The 15,660-nt window shown below is 39.9% G+C and carries 15 protein-coding genes; 13 read left to right on the top strand and 2 right to left on the bottom strand.

Annotated features, from left to right (window positions below; all coding sequences use genetic code 11):
- Positions 1-249: 249 nt before the first annotated feature.
- The 9 genes from F601_RS0101115 to trmFO all read left to right on the top strand — a co-directional run bounded on the left by F601_RS0101115 (position 250) and on the right by trmFO (position 10,285).
- Positions 250-1,758 (top strand): tyrosine-type recombinase/integrase, encoded by a 1,509-nt coding sequence (locus F601_RS0101115; protein ID WP_018163836.1) that lies wholly within the window; start codon positions 250-252, stop codon positions 1,756-1,758.
- Between the two features lie 90 nt (positions 1,759-1,848).
- Positions 1,849-2,700 carry a ribosome biogenesis GTPase YlqF gene (ylqF, locus tag F601_RS0101110; protein WP_026183048.1) on the top strand — a complete coding sequence of 284 codons (852 nt, stop codon included), beginning with the start codon at positions 1,849-1,851 and terminating at the stop codon, positions 2,698-2,700.
- Positions 2,687-3,460: a ribonuclease HII gene (locus tag F601_RS0101105; RefSeq protein ID WP_018163834.1), complete on the top strand. Its 774-nt coding sequence runs from the start codon at positions 2,687-2,689 to the stop codon at positions 3,458-3,460. Before ylqF ends, F601_RS0101105 begins: the two co-directional genes overlap by 14 nt.
- 38 nt (positions 3,461-3,498) lie before the next feature.
- Positions 3,499-4,047: a sugar O-acetyltransferase gene (locus tag F601_RS0101100; RefSeq protein ID WP_018163833.1), complete on the top strand. Its 549-nt coding sequence runs from the start codon at positions 3,499-3,501 to the stop codon at positions 4,045-4,047.
- 61 nt (positions 4,048-4,108) lie between these two features.
- A complete protein-coding gene (dprA, locus tag F601_RS0101095) occupies positions 4,109-4,951 on the top strand; it encodes a DNA-processing protein DprA (protein ID WP_018163832.1) in 843 nt (280 codons plus the stop codon).
- A gap of 183 nt (positions 4,952-5,134) precedes the next feature.
- Complete coding sequence (gene topA, locus F601_RS0101090; RefSeq protein ID WP_018163831.1) at positions 5,135-7,258, top strand: type I DNA topoisomerase; 2,124 nt, start codon at positions 5,135-5,137, stop codon at positions 7,256-7,258.
- Between the two features lie 164 nt (positions 7,259-7,422).
- On the top strand, positions 7,423-8,094 hold the full coding sequence (locus F601_RS0101085) for a SatD family protein (protein WP_018163830.1): 672 nt from the start codon (positions 7,423-7,425) through the stop codon (positions 8,092-8,094).
- Positions 8,087-8,803: a DUF3307 domain-containing protein gene (locus tag F601_RS0101080; RefSeq protein WP_018163829.1), complete on the top strand. Its 717-nt coding sequence runs from the start codon at positions 8,087-8,089 to the stop codon at positions 8,801-8,803. Before F601_RS0101085 ends, F601_RS0101080 begins: the two co-directional genes overlap by 8 nt.
- Before the next feature lie 132 nt (positions 8,804-8,935).
- Positions 8,936-10,285: a methylenetetrahydrofolate--tRNA-(uracil(54)-C(5))-methyltransferase (FADH(2)-oxidizing) TrmFO gene (gene trmFO / locus F601_RS0101075; protein WP_018163828.1), complete on the top strand. Its 1,350-nt coding sequence runs from the start codon at positions 8,936-8,938 to the stop codon at positions 10,283-10,285.
- Between the two features lie 74 nt (positions 10,286-10,359).
- On the opposite strand, the gene F601_RS0101070 is transcribed toward trmFO, so the two are convergent.
- Positions 10,360-11,262 carry a cation transporter gene (locus F601_RS0101070; protein WP_018163827.1) on the bottom strand — a complete coding sequence of 301 codons (903 nt, stop codon included), beginning with the start codon at positions 11,260-11,262 and terminating at the stop codon, positions 10,360-10,362.
- Positions 11,263-11,457: 195 nt separating this feature from the next.
- Between F601_RS0101070 and F601_RS0101065 the strand changes: the two genes are divergently transcribed.
- Positions 11,458-11,679, top strand: a complete 222-nt coding sequence (locus tag F601_RS0101065; protein WP_018163826.1) for a DUF4649 family protein — start codon at positions 11,458-11,460, stop codon at positions 11,677-11,679.
- A 26-nt stretch (positions 11,680-11,705) separates the two neighbouring features.
- The gene (locus F601_RS0101060) at positions 11,706-12,536 is read left to right on the top strand and encodes an apurinic/apyrimidinic endonuclease family protein (protein WP_018163825.1); all 831 of its coding nucleotides are present in this window, start codon (positions 11,706-11,708) and stop codon (positions 12,534-12,536) included.
- Between the two features lie 152 nt (positions 12,537-12,688).
- Here the strand turns inward: F601_RS0101060 and F601_RS0101055 are convergent, their stop codons facing one another.
- On the bottom strand, positions 12,689-13,201 hold the full coding sequence (locus tag F601_RS0101055; protein ID WP_018163824.1) for a PASTA domain-containing protein: 513 nt from the start codon (positions 13,199-13,201) through the stop codon (positions 12,689-12,691).
- Between the two features lie 392 nt (positions 13,202-13,593).
- Between F601_RS0101055 and F601_RS0101045 the strand changes: the two genes are divergently transcribed.
- Complete coding sequence (locus F601_RS0101045; protein ID WP_018163822.1) at positions 13,594-14,880, top strand: erythromycin esterase family protein; 1,287 nt, start codon at positions 13,594-13,596, stop codon at positions 14,878-14,880.
- Positions 14,881-14,907: 27 nt separating this feature from the next.
- Positions 14,908-15,660, top strand: coding sequence for an ABC transporter ATP-binding protein (locus F601_RS0101040; protein ID WP_018163821.1), 753 nt, complete (start codon positions 14,908-14,910; stop codon positions 15,658-15,660).

Raw genomic sequence — 15,660 nt, 5'->3', positions numbered from 1 at the left:
GAAAACTCCTGCAGAAAGGCCAGCACGACCAGCATATTATCCCAAGTGCGACTATCCCACTAAACGGTGCAACAAGTAGTCCAATTGGACAAATGAAGAAATGGATTTAGGACTTTTGAAAAACTTTCCGAGAATAACTTGACACAAACGATGGAAGCAGAGGGCGGTAAAATAAAGAGAATCATGATATAATATAAAATGGTTATATTTCTATGATTGATTTTTCTTTTCAAGTTTAAGGAAACGAAAATGTACTATAGAACAAAAACTAATTCAAAAGGAGTTACTCGATACGAAGTTGTAGATAAATATAAGGATCCTCTAACTGGCAAGTGGAAGACAGCTGTTGTAAGTTATCATAAAAACACAAGTCGCGCTCGAAAACAAGCAGAACGCGAGCTCGAAGGTAAAATTGAGAGATTAGTTAATGGCAGTGAAGCTCAATTTAATCCCCAGTTGATAAGAACATTCGGAGAGTTAAAGATGAGTTGGCTAGAAACCTGGTCAGTATCAGTAAAACCTCAGACATTAAAAAGAGAGGCTTTTGTGATAGAACGTCTTGGTGAAATTATTGGTGATGATTATTTACTCGAACGTCTAACACCGTTATTGATGAAAAAGTGTTTGACTACCTATATGGAGAAATATAATGCGTCACAATCTACTATGATACATATAAAAAGCACTTGTAACAAAATTTTTAACCACGGTGTTCTTTATAATGTTATTCAGTTTTCACCAATGTCTGTAATAAAGCTAGAAACGTCCCTTGAGAAAAAGCGTGAAACAAAGAAAAAACGAGAAGCAAAGTTTTTAGAAATTCATGAAATTAGAGCTTTCTTTGAAACACTAAGTCGAAGAAGAAACCCGAATTATTATGACTTGGCTATAGTTTTACTATTTTCAGGACTGCGAATCGGGGAAGCTGCTTTTACAAAGGAAGATTTTGATGCTGAGAGAGGTATACTACATATTGATAAGGCTTTGCAATATCATGATTTGAAAGTTTCAGAATTCTACTTTGATGAAACTAAAACAATAAATGCTGATCGAGATGTTGCTTTACCTAAAGTGGCTTGTGATGCTATATTAAGGGCTATACATCGAAGTGAAGAGTTTGACCGCTATGCGATTGAAAATCCTTGCGAAGCATTTACATTCTCTGAGAGTGTTTTTAGAACAGAATACGGTTCACCAATAACTTCGCATTCTTTCCGGGAAGTACTTGCTCGTGTTGAAACTGATCTTATTAAAAACTGCGAAGAGAGATACGGTTTCAAATGGACAAAGCATGTAACCCCTTATTCCTTTAGACATATGCATATTACCTATTTACAAAGTGAGGGTATGAAAGTTGCTATAAAAGAAATTATGGAACGTGTTGGACATGCTAATTATGAAACAACTATGTTGTATACTCATAGTCAAGGAATATCTCAAAATCAAACTGTTAAAGCCTTAGATAAATTTATTGATAGAAATAATTTTAGATTTGAAGCATTAAAATCTTGGTCTAGCAAATATTCCAAAATATTAAATGATGAAATAGAAAATAATCTTGATTCAAAAATAATTGAATTTTCTTTAGATGATTTTAGAGACAAACTTGGTCTAAAATCAACTTATACACCTAGGCATATAACTGCAAATATAATTCCTAAGCTTAAGAAAGATTTATCAAAATATTACAAGTCATTTGATATTTCTTATTTAAGAGAAGGAAAACAAAAGGTTGTTGGTTATAGGTTAACTTGGTGAATACAAAATCTTGGTGCCTGTTTGGTGCCTAATAAAAAACAGGCAGGTTTTTCAAACGAAAAACCTTGCTACGAAAGGATTTATAAACTCATGGCAACAATTCAATGGTTCCCTGGGCACATGTCCAAGGCGCGCCGTCAGGTGCAGGAAAACATTAAACACGTCGATTTTGTGACGATTCTAGTTGATGCTCGTTTGCCCTTGTCTAGTCAGAACCCTATGCTGACTAAGATTGTGGGCGACAAGCCAAAACTCATGATTTTAAACAAGGCTGACCTTGCTGATAGTGCTCGTACGGCTGAATGGCGCATCTTCTTTGAGAGCCAAGGGATTAAGACCTTGGCGATTAACTCTAAGGAGCAGTCAACAGTTAAGAAAGTGACGGACGCAGCTAAGGACTTAATGGCGGACAAGATTGCCAAGCTCCGCGAGCGTGGTATCCAAAAAGAGACCTTGCGTACCATGATTATCGGCATCCCTAACGCTGGAAAATCAACCCTCATGAACCGCCTGGCTGGTAAGAAAATTGCCGTTGTCGGAAACAAACCTGGGGTAACTAAAGGGCAACAATGGCTTAAGTCTAACAAGGACCTTGAAATCCTGGACACACCAGGGATTCTCTGGCCTAAATTTGAGGACCAAGTGGTTGGGCTTAAACTGGCTTTGACTGGTGCTATCAAGGATCAGCTTCTTCCTATGGATGAGGTGACAATCTTTGGACTTAATTACTTCAAGGCTCATTATCCAGATCGTCTGCTTGAGCGCTTTAAAGGCATCAACTTGGACGATGAAGCACCTGAAATCATCATGGAAATGACTCGTAAACTCGGTTTCCGCGACGATTATGACCGTTTCTACAATCTCTTTGTCAAAGAAGTGCGTGACGGAAAACTAGGGCGTTATACTCTCGATATTGTTGGAGAAGAAAATGGCGACAATTAAGGAAGTCAAAGAAGCATTAGCGACTATCACTCAGCTGTCAGACCCCGCTTGGGCTGACTTTGAAGCAGATAGCAGAGCTGGTGTCCAAACAGCCATTAGACAGCGTAAAAAGGCCATTCAGGCTGACATCGATGAAGACTTGCGTTTGGAAGAAATGCTGCGCTACGAAAAAGCTGCCTACCAAAAAGGCTATCAAGTCATCGCTGGTATTGATGAGGTCGGCAGAGGCCCCTTAGCAGGTCCTGTTGTGACAGCCTGTGTCATTCTGCCAAATGGCTGTAAAATCAAAGGTCTCAATGACTCTAAGAAGATTCCTAAATCAAAACACGAAGAGATATATAATCAAGTCATGGAAGCAGCCCTAGCTGTTGGTATTGGTATGCAAGACAATACTGCTATCGACCAAGTTAACATTTACCAAGCAACCAAGATGGCTATGCTCCAAGCTATTGATAACTTGGAAGGGCAAGTGACCAAGCCTGACTACTTGCTCATAGATGCTATGCAACTAGAAGTTGATATTGCTCAGGAGTCCATCGTTAAAGGCGATGCCAATTCGCTGTCAATCGCCGCAGCATCTATTGTTGCCAAGGTGACACGTGACCGCATCATGGCTGATTTTGATTTGAAATACCCAGGTTATGACTTTGCCCATAATGCAGGATACGGAACCAAGGCGCATTTGCAAGGTTTGGATAAATTTGGTCCAACACCCATTCATAGAAAGACATTTGAACCAATCAAAAGCATGTTAATGTGACTTAGTATTGCAATACTAGAACTAAAAGAGGTGGATTTATGATGACTGAACGCCAAAAAATGTTAGCAGGACAGCTTTACGATGCAGCTGATCCTGATTTGAAGTCAGAACGCTTGGCAGCGCGTGAGAAGATGGCTGCCTTTAACAATGAACTTGACCGTGACAAGCGCAAAGAACTGGTTAAGAACTGGTTTGGTACAACTGGTGATAATATCATGATTGAACCACGCTTCGTATGTGATTATGGTTCTAATATCCATGTTGGCGAAAACTTCTATGCCAATTTCAATTCAACTTTTTTGGATGTCTGTGAAATCCGAATCGGTGATAATGCCATGCTGGGGCCAAATGTTCAGCTTTTAACGCCTTTACACCCACTCGATGCCAAAGAACGCATTGCTGGGCTTGAATATGGAGCCCCAATTACCATCGGACACAATGTTTGGATTGGCGGCGGGGCAACTATCTTACCAGGTGTGACACTTGGTGACAATGTGGTCGTCGGTGCCGGAGCTGTAGTAACCAAATCCTTCGGTGATAATGTGGTTGTGGCTGGAAATCCAGCTCGCGTCATTAAAGAACTATAATAATTTTCATGCTCTGCTATTTTGCGGAGCTTTTTTCGAATAGTTTATATAGGAGGACTATATGAACAATTTTGAATTATTTAAACTCAAGAAGGCTGGTTTGTCCAACCTCAATATCCTTAATATTTTAGATTATCAAAAGCGGGTGGGGAAATCCTTGTCTTTGCGCGATATGGCTGTTGTTTCTAAGTGTAAAAATCCTGTTTTATTTATTGAAGCATATAAGAATCTAAACATCAAAGAATTGCGACAGGACTTTAATCTATATCCTAGTATTTCGATACTAGACAAGGAATACCCGCTGGAACTCAAGAATATCTACAATCCGCCAGCTCTGCTATTTTACCAAGGAAACCTTGAACTCTTACAGAAACCTAAACTCGCGGTAGTTGGTGCGCGTTCCGCATCGGAAACAGGAACCAAGTCCGTTCAGAAGATTATCAAGGAGCTGGGCAATCACTTCGTTCTTGTTTCTGGTTTGGCGCGTGGCATCGATACTAGCGCTCATGTGGCTACTTTGAAAAATAGCGGAGCTACTATTGCAGTTATTGGAACTGGACTGGATGTTTTCTATCCTAAAGAAAATCGTAGGCTTCAGGAATACATCGGGAAGAATCATCTCTTGCTGACAGAGTATGCCGTTGGTGAGCAGCCCTTGAAATTTCACTTTCCTGATCGTAATCGCATCATCGCCGGACTCTCTCAAGGTGTCATCGTTGCAGAAGCAAAAATGCGCTCAGGCAGTCTTATTACTTGTGAACGTGCCTTAGAAGAAGGACGAGAAGTTTTTGCCATTCCTGGGAATATTTTAGACGGAAAATCTGATGGCTGTCACCATCTTATTCAAGAGGGCGCAAAGTGCGTCACCTCGGGATTTGATATACTTTCTGAAATCACTCACTAATCAGCTTTCTCCTATAGGAGAAAGTTTTTTTGTTGACAGTTTCCAAAAAGCAAGTTATTATGTTAGAGGTTTATAAAGAAAAAATGCAAAAAGGATAATTATTGTATGAGTTCTTGTTCGTCATTTTCCATTTTGAAAATGACATTACCCCAAATTCATACAATATTGGTAAAGAAAGTATATATGGCGACAGCTACAAAAACTAAAACTGCTTCTAAAAAAACAACTAGTAAGAAAAAGGCACCACAAAAAAATCTAGTTATTGTGGAATCACCTGCCAAAGCTAAAACAATTGAAAAGTACTTAGGTAGAAACTACAAAGTTGTCGCTTCTGTTGGACATATTCGTGATTTGAAAAAATCAACAATGTCTATCGATTTTGACAATAATTATGAACCTCAATACATCAATATTCGTGGTAAAGGTCCTTTAATTAATGACCTTAAAAAAGAGGCTAAAAAAGCTAAAAAAGTTTATCTGGCAAGTGACCCGGACCGTGAAGGAGAAGCTATTTCATGGCACTTAGCTCATATTCTTGATTTGGATGAGAACGATGATAACCGTGTTGTCTTCAATGAAATCACAAAAGATGCCGTGAAGAATGCCTTTGTTGAACCACGTCGAATCAACATGGACTTGGTTGATGCACAGCAAGCGCGCCGTGTCTTAGACCGTATTGTTGGTTACTCTATCTCACCTATCTTATGGAAGAAGGTCAAAAAAGGTCTTTCTGCAGGTCGTGTACAGTCTGTAGCTCTCAAACTTATCATTGATCGTGAAAATGAGATCAAAGCCTTTAAGCCCGAAGAGTACTGGACAATCGATGGTGCCTTCAAAAAAGGCACTCGTAAATTCCAAGCCTCTTTCTATGGTTTAGATGGTAAAAAACTGAAATTGCACAATAATGACGATGTCAAGGAAGTTCTTGCTCGCATTAAAGGCGATGACTTCAATGTCGATAAGGTTGAGAAGAAGGAGCGTCGCAGAAATGCACCTCTTCCTTACACAACTTCATCATTGCAACAAGACGCTGCTAATAAGATTAATTTCCGTACCCGTAAAACCATGATGGTAGCGCAGCAATTGTACGAAGGGATCAATCTTGGACCTGCAGGCCATCAAGGTCTTATTACTTACATGCGTACCGATTCGACACGTATCAGTCCTGTGGCGCAAAATGACGCTGCTAACTTTATTGCTGATCGTTTTGGTGAAAAGTATTCTAAGCATGGCAGTCGTACTAAAAACGCATCTGGTGCTCAAGATGCCCATGAGGCTATCCGTCCATCTAGCGTCTTCCATACGCCTGAAAGTATTGCTAAGTACCTAGACAAGGACCAACTTAAACTTTATACACTTATTTGGAATCGTTTTGTTGCCAGTCAAATGACAGCAGCAGTCTTTGATACCATGAAGGTCAATATTTCACAGAATGGTGTCATCTTTGTTGCTAATGGTAGCCAAATTAAATTTGATGGTTATTTGGCAGTATACAACGATTCTGATAAGAATAAGATGTTGCCAGAAATGGATGAGGGTGACATCGTTAAGAAAGTTAATACACAGCCTGAGCAACACTTCACACAGCCGCCTGCTCGCTATTCTGAAGCAACTTTGATTAAAACCCTAGAAGAAAATGGAGTTGGTCGTCCATCTACCTATGCACCAACACTTGAGACCATTCAAAAACGTTATTATGTGCACCTTGCCGCAAAACGTTTTGAACCAACAGAACTAGGTGAAATTGTCAATGGCTTGATTGTTGAATTCTTCCCTGATATCGTAGATGTCAAATTTACGGCTGAGATGGAAGGAAAATTGGATGAGGTCGAGCTTGGTAAAGAGCAGTGGCAGAAAGTTATCGATGCCTTCTACAAACCTTTCCAAAAAGAGTTGGAAAAAGCAGAGACAGAAATCGAGAAGATTCAAATCAAGGATGAGCCTGCTGGTTTTGATTGTGATCTCTGTGGTCACCCTATGGTAATCAAACTTGGTCGCTACGGAAAATTCTATGCTTGTAGCAATTTCCCAGACTGTCACAACACCAAAGCCATCACCAAGGAGATTGGTGTCACTTGTCCAACTTGTGGTCAAGGTCAGGTTATTGAACGTAAAACAAAACGTAACCGTCTCTTCTATGGATGTGACCGTTACCCTGAGTGTGAGTTCACATCATGGGATTTACCAGTTGGTCGCTCATGTCCAAAATCAGGTGATTTCCTAGTTGAAAAGAAAATTCGTGGTGGAGGCAAACAAGTTGTCTGCAGTAATGAAGAGTGTGATTACCAAGAAGCTAAAATTAAATAAAAATTGCTTTAGTTTACATAATATTATTTATGTAAACTTTTTTCTTTTGTCAAAAATCTAGAATCTATTTTTGAGTCCGTTACAAAGGAAGTTTCTAAAAAAGTCCGTTATAATAGACTTTTTACAAAAAGTCCGTTATAATAGACTTAAGAAAGGAGCTAAAGATGATTTATTTTGCATTAATTGGTGACCTGATTGATTCTAAGAAGTTAGATAATCGTTATCACGTTCAAAAGAAACTAGAAGAGTGTCTTAAAACCATCAACCAGAAATATGGTACTTTCATTGTTTCCCAATTTTCCATCACGCTGGGAGATGAGTTTCAGGCTCTGTTGAGTACAGAAGCTCCGCTATTCCACCTTATTGATGATATTATATTAGCCCTCAAGCCTATTCAGATTCGTTTCGGCATCGGTTTGGGTGAGATTGTTACGGATATCAATCCTGAATTGAGCATTGGAGCTGACGGCCCCGCTTATTGGCTTGCTAGAAAGGCTATTAACAATATCCATCAAAACAATGATTATGGGAACACTCAGATGGCAGTTGCTCTTGAAGATGTATTGAAAGCTGAGCAAATCAATGCTATTTTAGCGGCTGGAGAAGCTATTAAGGCTGATTGGCGTGCTAGTCAAGAGCTGGTTTTTGAGACTGCTCTAGATATGGATATTTATGATGAGCACTTTGATCAACAAGAGTTGGGTCAGCGGTTAGGTTTAAACGCCAGTGCTCTCTCAAAGCGTTTAAAGAGTTCTAGCCTCAAGGTTTATTTCAGAACTCGAAAAACAGCGCTAGCTATGCTCCAAGAAAGCCTTAAGGAGGAATCGAATGATTAGTGGACTTTCAACAATACTCAAGTCAAATCCAGCACTTACTATACTTTTAATCGCGCATTTTCTAGCGGATTTTCATCTCCAGAGTCAAGTGGTTGCTGATCGAAAAAGCAGAGAAATCAAATACCTCGGCATTCATCTGATTTGGGTAGCCGTTCCCCTCATTATTGCAGTGGTAGGGATTCCTAAACTTTGGTTTGTAGCTCTGGCCATCTTTTTTAGTCACGCGCTTCTTGATTATTTTAAATTGGACATAGCAAAACTTCTAAGATTAAAAAAGACTGGCAGCTTTGTTTTGGATCAGCTCTTACATTTGCTAATCATCGTTCTGCTCAGCTTTTTAACTAGAGAGATGACACTTCCGTCATGGATAAGTCCAACTATCCTGAATCTATGCCTATTCCTGACTCTCATCACCAAGCCAACAAACATTGCCTTTCGCATCTTTTTCCAGCGCTTCCAGCCAGATGAAGTGGAAAAAATGGATACCATTCCAGGTGCAGGAGCAACGATTGGACTTTTGGAACGCATTGTTATGGGGATTTGCATCATCTTTAGTCAATTTGCTTCAATTGGCTTGGTTTTCACTGCTAAATCAATTGCTAGATACAATAAAATTTCTGAGAGCCCAGCCTTCGCGGAATACTATCTGATTGGTTCACTCTTTAGTATCCTAAGTACTTTGCTAGCAGCTTGGATTTGTTTTTTCTAATGATACCAAGAACTTCCCCACTCGTCAGAGTGGGCATTTTCTGTTATAATAAGTCAGTATCAAAAATAGAAAGGTTCTGTTCTGGGTAGCTCCCAGGCAGTAGTCAGGCAACTGACTAGAGGTATTAGTATTTTGTCTCAATCCATAAAAAAAGCTGATTATATCAACGTTATCGGGGCTGGCTTGGCTGGTTCTGAAGCGGCTTACCAAATTGCCAAGCGTGGTATCCCTGTCAAGCTCTACGAAATGCGTGGGGTCAAAGCAACGCCCCAGCACAAGACTGACAACTTTGCGGAGCTTGTTTGCTCAAACTCTTTCCGTGGCGACAGCCTAACCAATGCGGTTGGTCTCCTCAAAGAAGAGATGCGTCGTCTGGATTCTATTATTTTGCGAAATGGCGAAGCTAACCGCGTGCCAGCGGGTGGTGCCATGGCCGTGGACAGAGAAGGTTATGCGGAGGCTGTAACCGCTGAGCTCCACAATCATCCCCTTATCGAAGTCATTCGTGGTGAAATTTCCGAGATTCCTGATGATGCCATCACAGTCATTGCTACTGGGCCATTGACATCGGATGCCCTTGCTGAAAAAATTCACACGCTCAATGGCGGTGACGGATTCTATTTCTATGACGCGGCAGCACCAATCATCGACAAGTCAACCATTGACATGACTAAGGTTTACCTTAAGTCTCGTTATGACAAGGGCGAAGCTGCCTATCTCAACTGTCCAATGACCAAGGAAGAATTCATGACCTTCCACGAAGCCTTGACAACAGCAGAAGAAGCACCGCTTAATTCCTTCGAAAAAGAAAAATACTTCGAAGGTTGTATGCCAATCGAAGTTATGGCTAAACGTGGCATCAAGACCATGCTTTACGGACCAATGAAACCCGTTGGTTTGGAATACCCAGAAGACTACAAGGGACCACGTGACGGTGACTTCAAAACGCCTTACGCCGTTGTTCAATTGCGCCAAGACAATGCTGCGGGAAGCCTTTATAACATCGTTGGTTTCCAAACCCACCTCAAGTGGGGCGAGCAGAAGCGGGTCTTCCAAATGATTCCAGGCCTTGAAAATGCGGAATTCGTCCGTTACGGTGTCATGCACCGTAATTCCTACATGGACTCACCAAACTTGCTGGAGCAAACCTTCCAATCTCGCAGCAATCCCAACCTTTTCTTTGCTGGACAAATGACAGGAGTAGAAGGCTATGTAGAATCAGCAGCAGCAGGTATGGTTGCTGGAATCAACGCAGCCCGCCTTTTCAAGGGTGAAGAAGCAGTGGTCTTCCCACAAACAACAGCAATCGGAAGCCTTCCTTACTACATCACCCATACCGAAAGCAAACATTTCCAACCAATGAATGTCAACTTCGGTATCATCAAAGAACTGGAAGGCCCACGCATTCGTGACAAGAAAGAACGCTACGAGAAAATCGCAGAGCGTGCCCTTAATGATTTGGAATCTTATCTTACTGTCTAAAGAATATATGAACAGAGCAATGTAACCTGCTCTGTTTTCTTATGGTCAAAAAAGACCTTCACGTAGAAAGTCTTTTAGAATGTATATTCAACTGTGATATGATGGTATTTCTTGCGTAATTGGTTTAGTAAGCTAGCCTTGTTTTCTGCCAAACGTTGAATGAAATCTGTATCTTCGACGCTTAGAATATAAATGCTGACGGTGATACGCATGCCTTGCTTGTGAATGTGGATATCGAGATCACCTTCATTTTCAAGAATGTAAGGAGCGATAATTTCTTCAACTGTTGCAATAATGTCATGGTCGTTGATTGAGGCATGTGTCAATTCCCCAAAAGCTTCTATCAAAATCATAATAGGATCCTTGATTGAGATAATAATGAGAACCAAACAGATGAAGAAGTCACCTGTATAGTGCAAGAAACCCAATTGACTGTTGATATCGAAGAAGTAGAGGGGCAACACAGCCAAACCGATTCCCAATGAAATCAAACCATCAATGATATTACCTTTTGACTCAGCGGCCAAAATGGTACTGATATTGTTCATTTTTTTATTTTGATGACGGTTGTAGTAACCTAGTAGAAGACACATAATAGCTACCGTAAAGGTGTAGTTGAGAACAGGACCTGTAGTAATCGGTTGCCCTATTTGGTTGAAGAAGTAGCTGTAGGCTGTTTGGCTGGTTTCGATAAAGGTAACCATAAGCAAAAAAAGAATGGCAATCGATTTAAAAACCGCATACAATGGCTCTAAAAAATAAAGACCCTGAGGAAATTTTTTAGTCCTCTTATGGCTATTTTTTGAAATGAAAAAGGCAATAACCGAAGAGAAAAAAGCAATAATGGAGAAGACACTATCAAGGAAGAGTGAGTTCATCCCAGTATAGATAAAAACAATAATACCGGCAACACCTGTTAGAAAGTTGACAACTGATGAAATAATTAATGAATTTCTTTCAATTTGTTTCTGTTTCATTTGACCTCCTAGTTAGTGTTTTTCTTAATTATACCAAATATTAGCTATATTTTTAATAGTCCTAAGACATTTTAAATCTTATTTGAACCATTACTAAAAAATACGGGAAAATAAGCTAAATCTTTGACGATGTGTCAATGAAGGAGTAGACTTTTACTATAAAGCGCTAGCTATTTTACAAAAGAGGAAAAAATCATGCTTGAAATCACTTATCTTAATGCTGCAAAACAAGAACAAACCATCACTTTTGATTCTTACGCTGCTTTTGAACAATCTCAGCAAAGCTGTTCTATTAATCTGGCAGACCATTATAAAGTGGTGAAATTATCATATAATGGCCATGATTTGGCATATTCTGGCAACTACGGAGATATCTTCTTCTATCTATTAAAGCAAGACCTCGGTCAGTTTGAATAAGCAGTTGCTAGAAAGGAGTAAGAGTTATGACTTTTCAAATACGTTTGGGTTTAAAAGGCAGTTCAAGTGAGGCACAGATTGAAAGTCGCCTCATTCATAAGCCTGAAATTTTTGAATTTTATACATCTGAAGCAGACTTCAGTCAAGAGGGACTTGACCATCTAGCTAAAGCCATTGATAAAGTCAAGTCTGCCGGAGTTTCAGACATTATTATCCATCACCCAATGAAGTATAAAGGAAAATTTATGGAATTGGTGGCTCATCCTTCAAATAATGCTGAACTGGTTGACTTCATTAATGATTCAACTAAAAGCTTACTTGACATAGCCGAGGAAAAGGATTGTAAGGTATTGGTTCATGGGTCTTATGAAATGCGGGAAGACGACTTGATGGCGCCTTTTAACTCTCTAGAAGAAGCACAGGCCTATCTTTTTTCTCGTATGGATGCTTTTTGGGAATTGGGTAAAGACCGAATCATGTTTGAAAATGGTATCACTCCGCTCTTTTCTTTCGGTGATCCTGATTTTGACCAGGAGTTAGTGAGACGAGGCTACCCCTTAGCCTATGATGTTTCCCATGCTTTTATTTCACTTTCTGGGGACAATGCTGCGCTGCAAAAGTCGCTTGCTCTCTTAAAAAATCAAACGGTACATTATCATTTGGTTGATTCTATGGGAAAAACTCATGACAGTTTGACGCTTGGTCAAGGGAAGATTGACTGGAAAGCAGCTCTGCCATTGCTCAACGAAAAAGCAAGCAGTATTTATGAGATTGTACTCAAAGATCAAGAAAATCCACAAGAACAACTTGATAGCCATGACTATCTGACGAAAGTCAGTAAAAAAGCACTCGACTGAGTGCTGCAATAAACTATAAACGAATGAAGAACTTTCACCAATCAGTCTGGGGGAAAGGCTCTTGGAAGTTAGTCTTAAAAAACATTATTCTCTCAATTGGATTAGGTCAAGTCGATTGTGACGACCGACCAAAGTTCTTCAAATGACGATATTTATTTTCCACCAGGAGGCGTAACGTCTTTTGGTGTTTTTTTCTGCTTAAAGACTGACTTTACACCAGTTACTGTATCAACAACTTTTTGACCCAGTTGCTCATTTTTCTCACGCTGTTCTTCCGCAAGTATATAAGAGGCATTGACGACTTCTTGGTCTGTGTAATAGAGCTTGACCAGAGAGCCGACCTTAGCTTTCTTGGTGCGAGGGTACATTCTGACAACTTGGTTAAGAGGAGCATTGGCATACTTGACATTAGGATTAACGGTAATCCCACGAACAAGAAAACCTTGCTTTTCTAAAATTTCTTTAGCATCTTCAAAATCAAGATGGATAACGTTGTCTAATTCAATATAAGCCGTTTTACGGTCGTTATGACGATCTAATTCCTTTTCAATAATGGGACGCGTATTGTCAATCGCCTTACCGATGATTTGTGTGGTATCAGGCAATACAGCAATAACCTTGCTGACAGAACCTAAGGCCTTTGTCCATTTAGAATTTTTTACCATATTGCATTCTCCTTACCAGAATCTTTATCTCATTATAGCAAATTCTAGCAAAAATCATTTGAATAAAACTTACAAAACTGTAAGATTTGACGGATAGAGTGTAAGTTTAAGAGACAAGGAATGGACTATAATAGACTTATCAAGAGAGGACATGACTATGAAAATATTGAAAATTATAATTATCCTTTTGTCTTGGAGTGTTATAGCACTAATCTGTCCAATCATCTATGGACTATCAAAATGTATTAATCTGGGAGGAAGACATGATGACAAGAATTGATCTTTATAGCTTTATCACAATCGTCACTATCGTGACTTTAGCAGTAACAAGCTTGTCTATCTGGTATTGGTCAGGCAGACGACCTAGCAAAGACAACTATTAAGGAGAGAAAATGGTAATCCTAAAGAAAATCCTAAAATGGTTTGGGCTAATCCTTTTATCAATCCTAACATTACTGGCTTTAGCGGATGCCCTGTGGGTCTTTGGCCCACAGTTAATGGCAGAGCGAAAAATTTCAGATCTAAATAACTATGCACAAGGCGTCTCTAAACTTAATATTCCTGACAAGACTAAGATTATTGCTCTCGGGGAAGCCAGTCATGGGAATGTTGAATTTCAAGAGCTTAAACTAGCAGTCTTACAGACCTTAGTAGAGAATGAAGGTGTTAAATCCTTTGCTCTAGAAATGGATTTTGGAGAAGGCCTGCTTATTGATGACTATATCCGTAAGAGACAAGGGAATCTTGATGACATCGTTGAATCACTAGACTTTACAATATACCGTACAGATCAAATAAAAAAATTGATTGAATGGATGAAAGACTATAATAGCGATAAGGATGAGTCCCAACAACTTAGTTTTTATGGCTTTGATATGCAGAATCCTAGTAATGGCATACAGCCTATTCTAACTTACTGCAAAAATCAGAAAATTGATTTAAGTGATGACGATAAGAATACACTTAATCTTCTCAAACAAGCACTCAATCAACTCTCTGATTCTGATCGCACAGCCCTTATCCAAGTCCTACATGATATTCAAACAAAGATTCTTTCGGACCAAATGACGAGACAGGCGCAGCTTATTTCCCAAGAAATCAATTGCATCTTCAAAGGTTTAGACTATTATCAGGATTACATGACTGACTATGTTAGCATGAATAATTTCCGTGATAGGTGCATGGCGGAGAATGTGGCCTGGATTCAGGAGCTAGAAAAGTCTAGAGGCCATGAAGCTATCATGATTGCAGGGCATAATGGGCATGTGGCACTTAAGGACATTAACTATAAGACTATGGGACAGCACCTCGAGGAAAAATTTAGTGACCAATACTTTGTTATCGGAACGGATTACTTCCATACAAAAGTCAATATCAATACTATTGGTCAGGATATTGGTCGTGGTAACCACAGTTTTAATTCTGCGGATCCTCTAGCGGCTCAGGCCAAGAATTATGGCGGATTTTACTATCTTGATTTTGCTTCTGTAGATAAGGAAGGTCAGACATCTGACCTTATCTCTGAACCCATGTCTATGGGAAGTCTTGGAGAGGGTTACAGTTTCTTGATGCACCTATTACCAAATAGCCATCGCATCAAACAAATTCCCAAAGACCTTTATCATGCCATGATATTTGTCTACAAAGCCAATCCCATCCATCCCTATTCAGAGAAATAGGATATAATAGAAGCAGGAGAAGACACTATGTTACTAGAAATCAATCACTTAGAAAAAGACTATCGCACGCGCTTTTCAAAAGAAGTGACACACGCTCTGCAAGATGTTGACTTTAAAGTTGATCAGGGCGAGTTTATTGCAATCATGGGAGAATCTGGTTCAGGTAAAACCACCCTCCTCAATATCTTAGCAACCTTGGACAAGCCAACCAAAGGGACTGTTATCTTAAACGGTCAGGACATCACCAAAATCAAAGAAAGCAGTTTGGCAGAATTTCGCCTTAAAAATTTAGGATTTGTCTTTCAAGACTTTAATCTCTTGGACACCCTGAATATCCGCGACAATATCTTTCTACCCCTGGTCCTAGACCGAAAGAACTATGCCGAGATGGATAGCCGCCTTCAAGAACTTGCACCTAAACTGGGTATCGGTGACTTGCTCAACAAAAGACCTTTTGAGCTTTCCGGGGGCCAAAAGCAGCGCGTTGCCATTGCACGTAGTCTCATCACTAAACCACAGATACTTTTAGCCGATGAGCCCACAGCTGCGCTGGATTACCGAAATTCAGAAGATTTACTAACTCTCTTTGAAGAAATCAACAAAGAAGGGCAGACCATTCTCATGGTAACCCACTCAGCCAACGCTGCCAGTCATGCTAAGCGCGTGCTCTTTATCAAAGATGGGCGAATTTTTCACCAACTTTACAGAGGAAATAAAGACAACCAAGAGTTTAATAAAGATATCTCCCTTGCTATGACAAGCTTGTTGGGAGGTGACTAG

The organism is Streptococcus henryi DSM 19005, from assembly GCF_000376985.1.
In the GTDB taxonomy this organism is placed as follows: domain Bacteria; phylum Bacillota; class Bacilli; order Lactobacillales; family Streptococcaceae; genus Streptococcus; species Streptococcus henryi.
This window is presented reverse-complemented; position numbering and strand designations above follow the sequence as displayed.

Excerpts from the sequence above, each read along its gene's own strand:
- F601_RS0101040 (WP_018163821.1), top strand. The coding sequence starts at position 14,908 with ATGTTACTAGAAATCAATCACTTAGAAAAAGACTATCGCACGCGCTTT.
- F601_RS0101085 (WP_018163830.1), top strand. The coding sequence starts at position 7,423 with ATGATTTATTTTGCATTAATTGGTGACCTGATTGATTCTAAGAAGTTA.
- F601_RS0101060 (WP_018163825.1), top strand. The coding sequence starts at position 11,706 with ATGACTTTTCAAATACGTTTGGGTTTAAAAGGCAGTTCAAGTGAGGCA.
- ylqF (WP_026183048.1), top strand. The coding sequence starts at position 1,849 with ATGGCAACAATTCAATGGTTCCCTGGGCACATGTCCAAGGCGCGCCGT.
- F601_RS0101045 (WP_018163822.1), top strand. The coding sequence starts at position 13,594 with ATGGTAATCCTAAAGAAAATCCTAAAATGGTTTGGGCTAATCCTTTTA.
- F601_RS0101080 (WP_018163829.1), top strand. The coding sequence starts at position 8,087 with ATGATTAGTGGACTTTCAACAATACTCAAGTCAAATCCAGCACTTACT.
- topA (WP_018163831.1), top strand. The coding sequence starts at position 5,135 with ATGGCGACAGCTACAAAAACTAAAACTGCTTCTAAAAAAACAACTAGT.
- F601_RS0101055 (WP_018163824.1), bottom strand. The coding sequence starts at position 13,201 with ATGGTAAAAAATTCTAAATGGACAAAGGCCTTAGGTTCTGTCAGCAAG.
- F601_RS0101105 (WP_018163834.1), top strand. The coding sequence starts at position 2,687 with ATGGCGACAATTAAGGAAGTCAAAGAAGCATTAGCGACTATCACTCAG.
- F601_RS0101100 (WP_018163833.1), top strand. The coding sequence starts at position 3,499 with ATGATGACTGAACGCCAAAAAATGTTAGCAGGACAGCTTTACGATGCA.
- dprA (WP_018163832.1), top strand. The coding sequence starts at position 4,109 with ATGAACAATTTTGAATTATTTAAACTCAAGAAGGCTGGTTTGTCCAAC.
- F601_RS0101115 (WP_018163836.1), top strand. The coding sequence starts at position 250 with ATGTACTATAGAACAAAAACTAATTCAAAAGGAGTTACTCGATACGAA.
- F601_RS0101070 (WP_018163827.1), bottom strand. The coding sequence starts at position 11,262 with ATGAAACAGAAACAAATTGAAAGAAATTCATTAATTATTTCATCAGTT.
- F601_RS0101065 (WP_018163826.1), top strand. The coding sequence starts at position 11,458 with ATGCTTGAAATCACTTATCTTAATGCTGCAAAACAAGAACAAACCATC.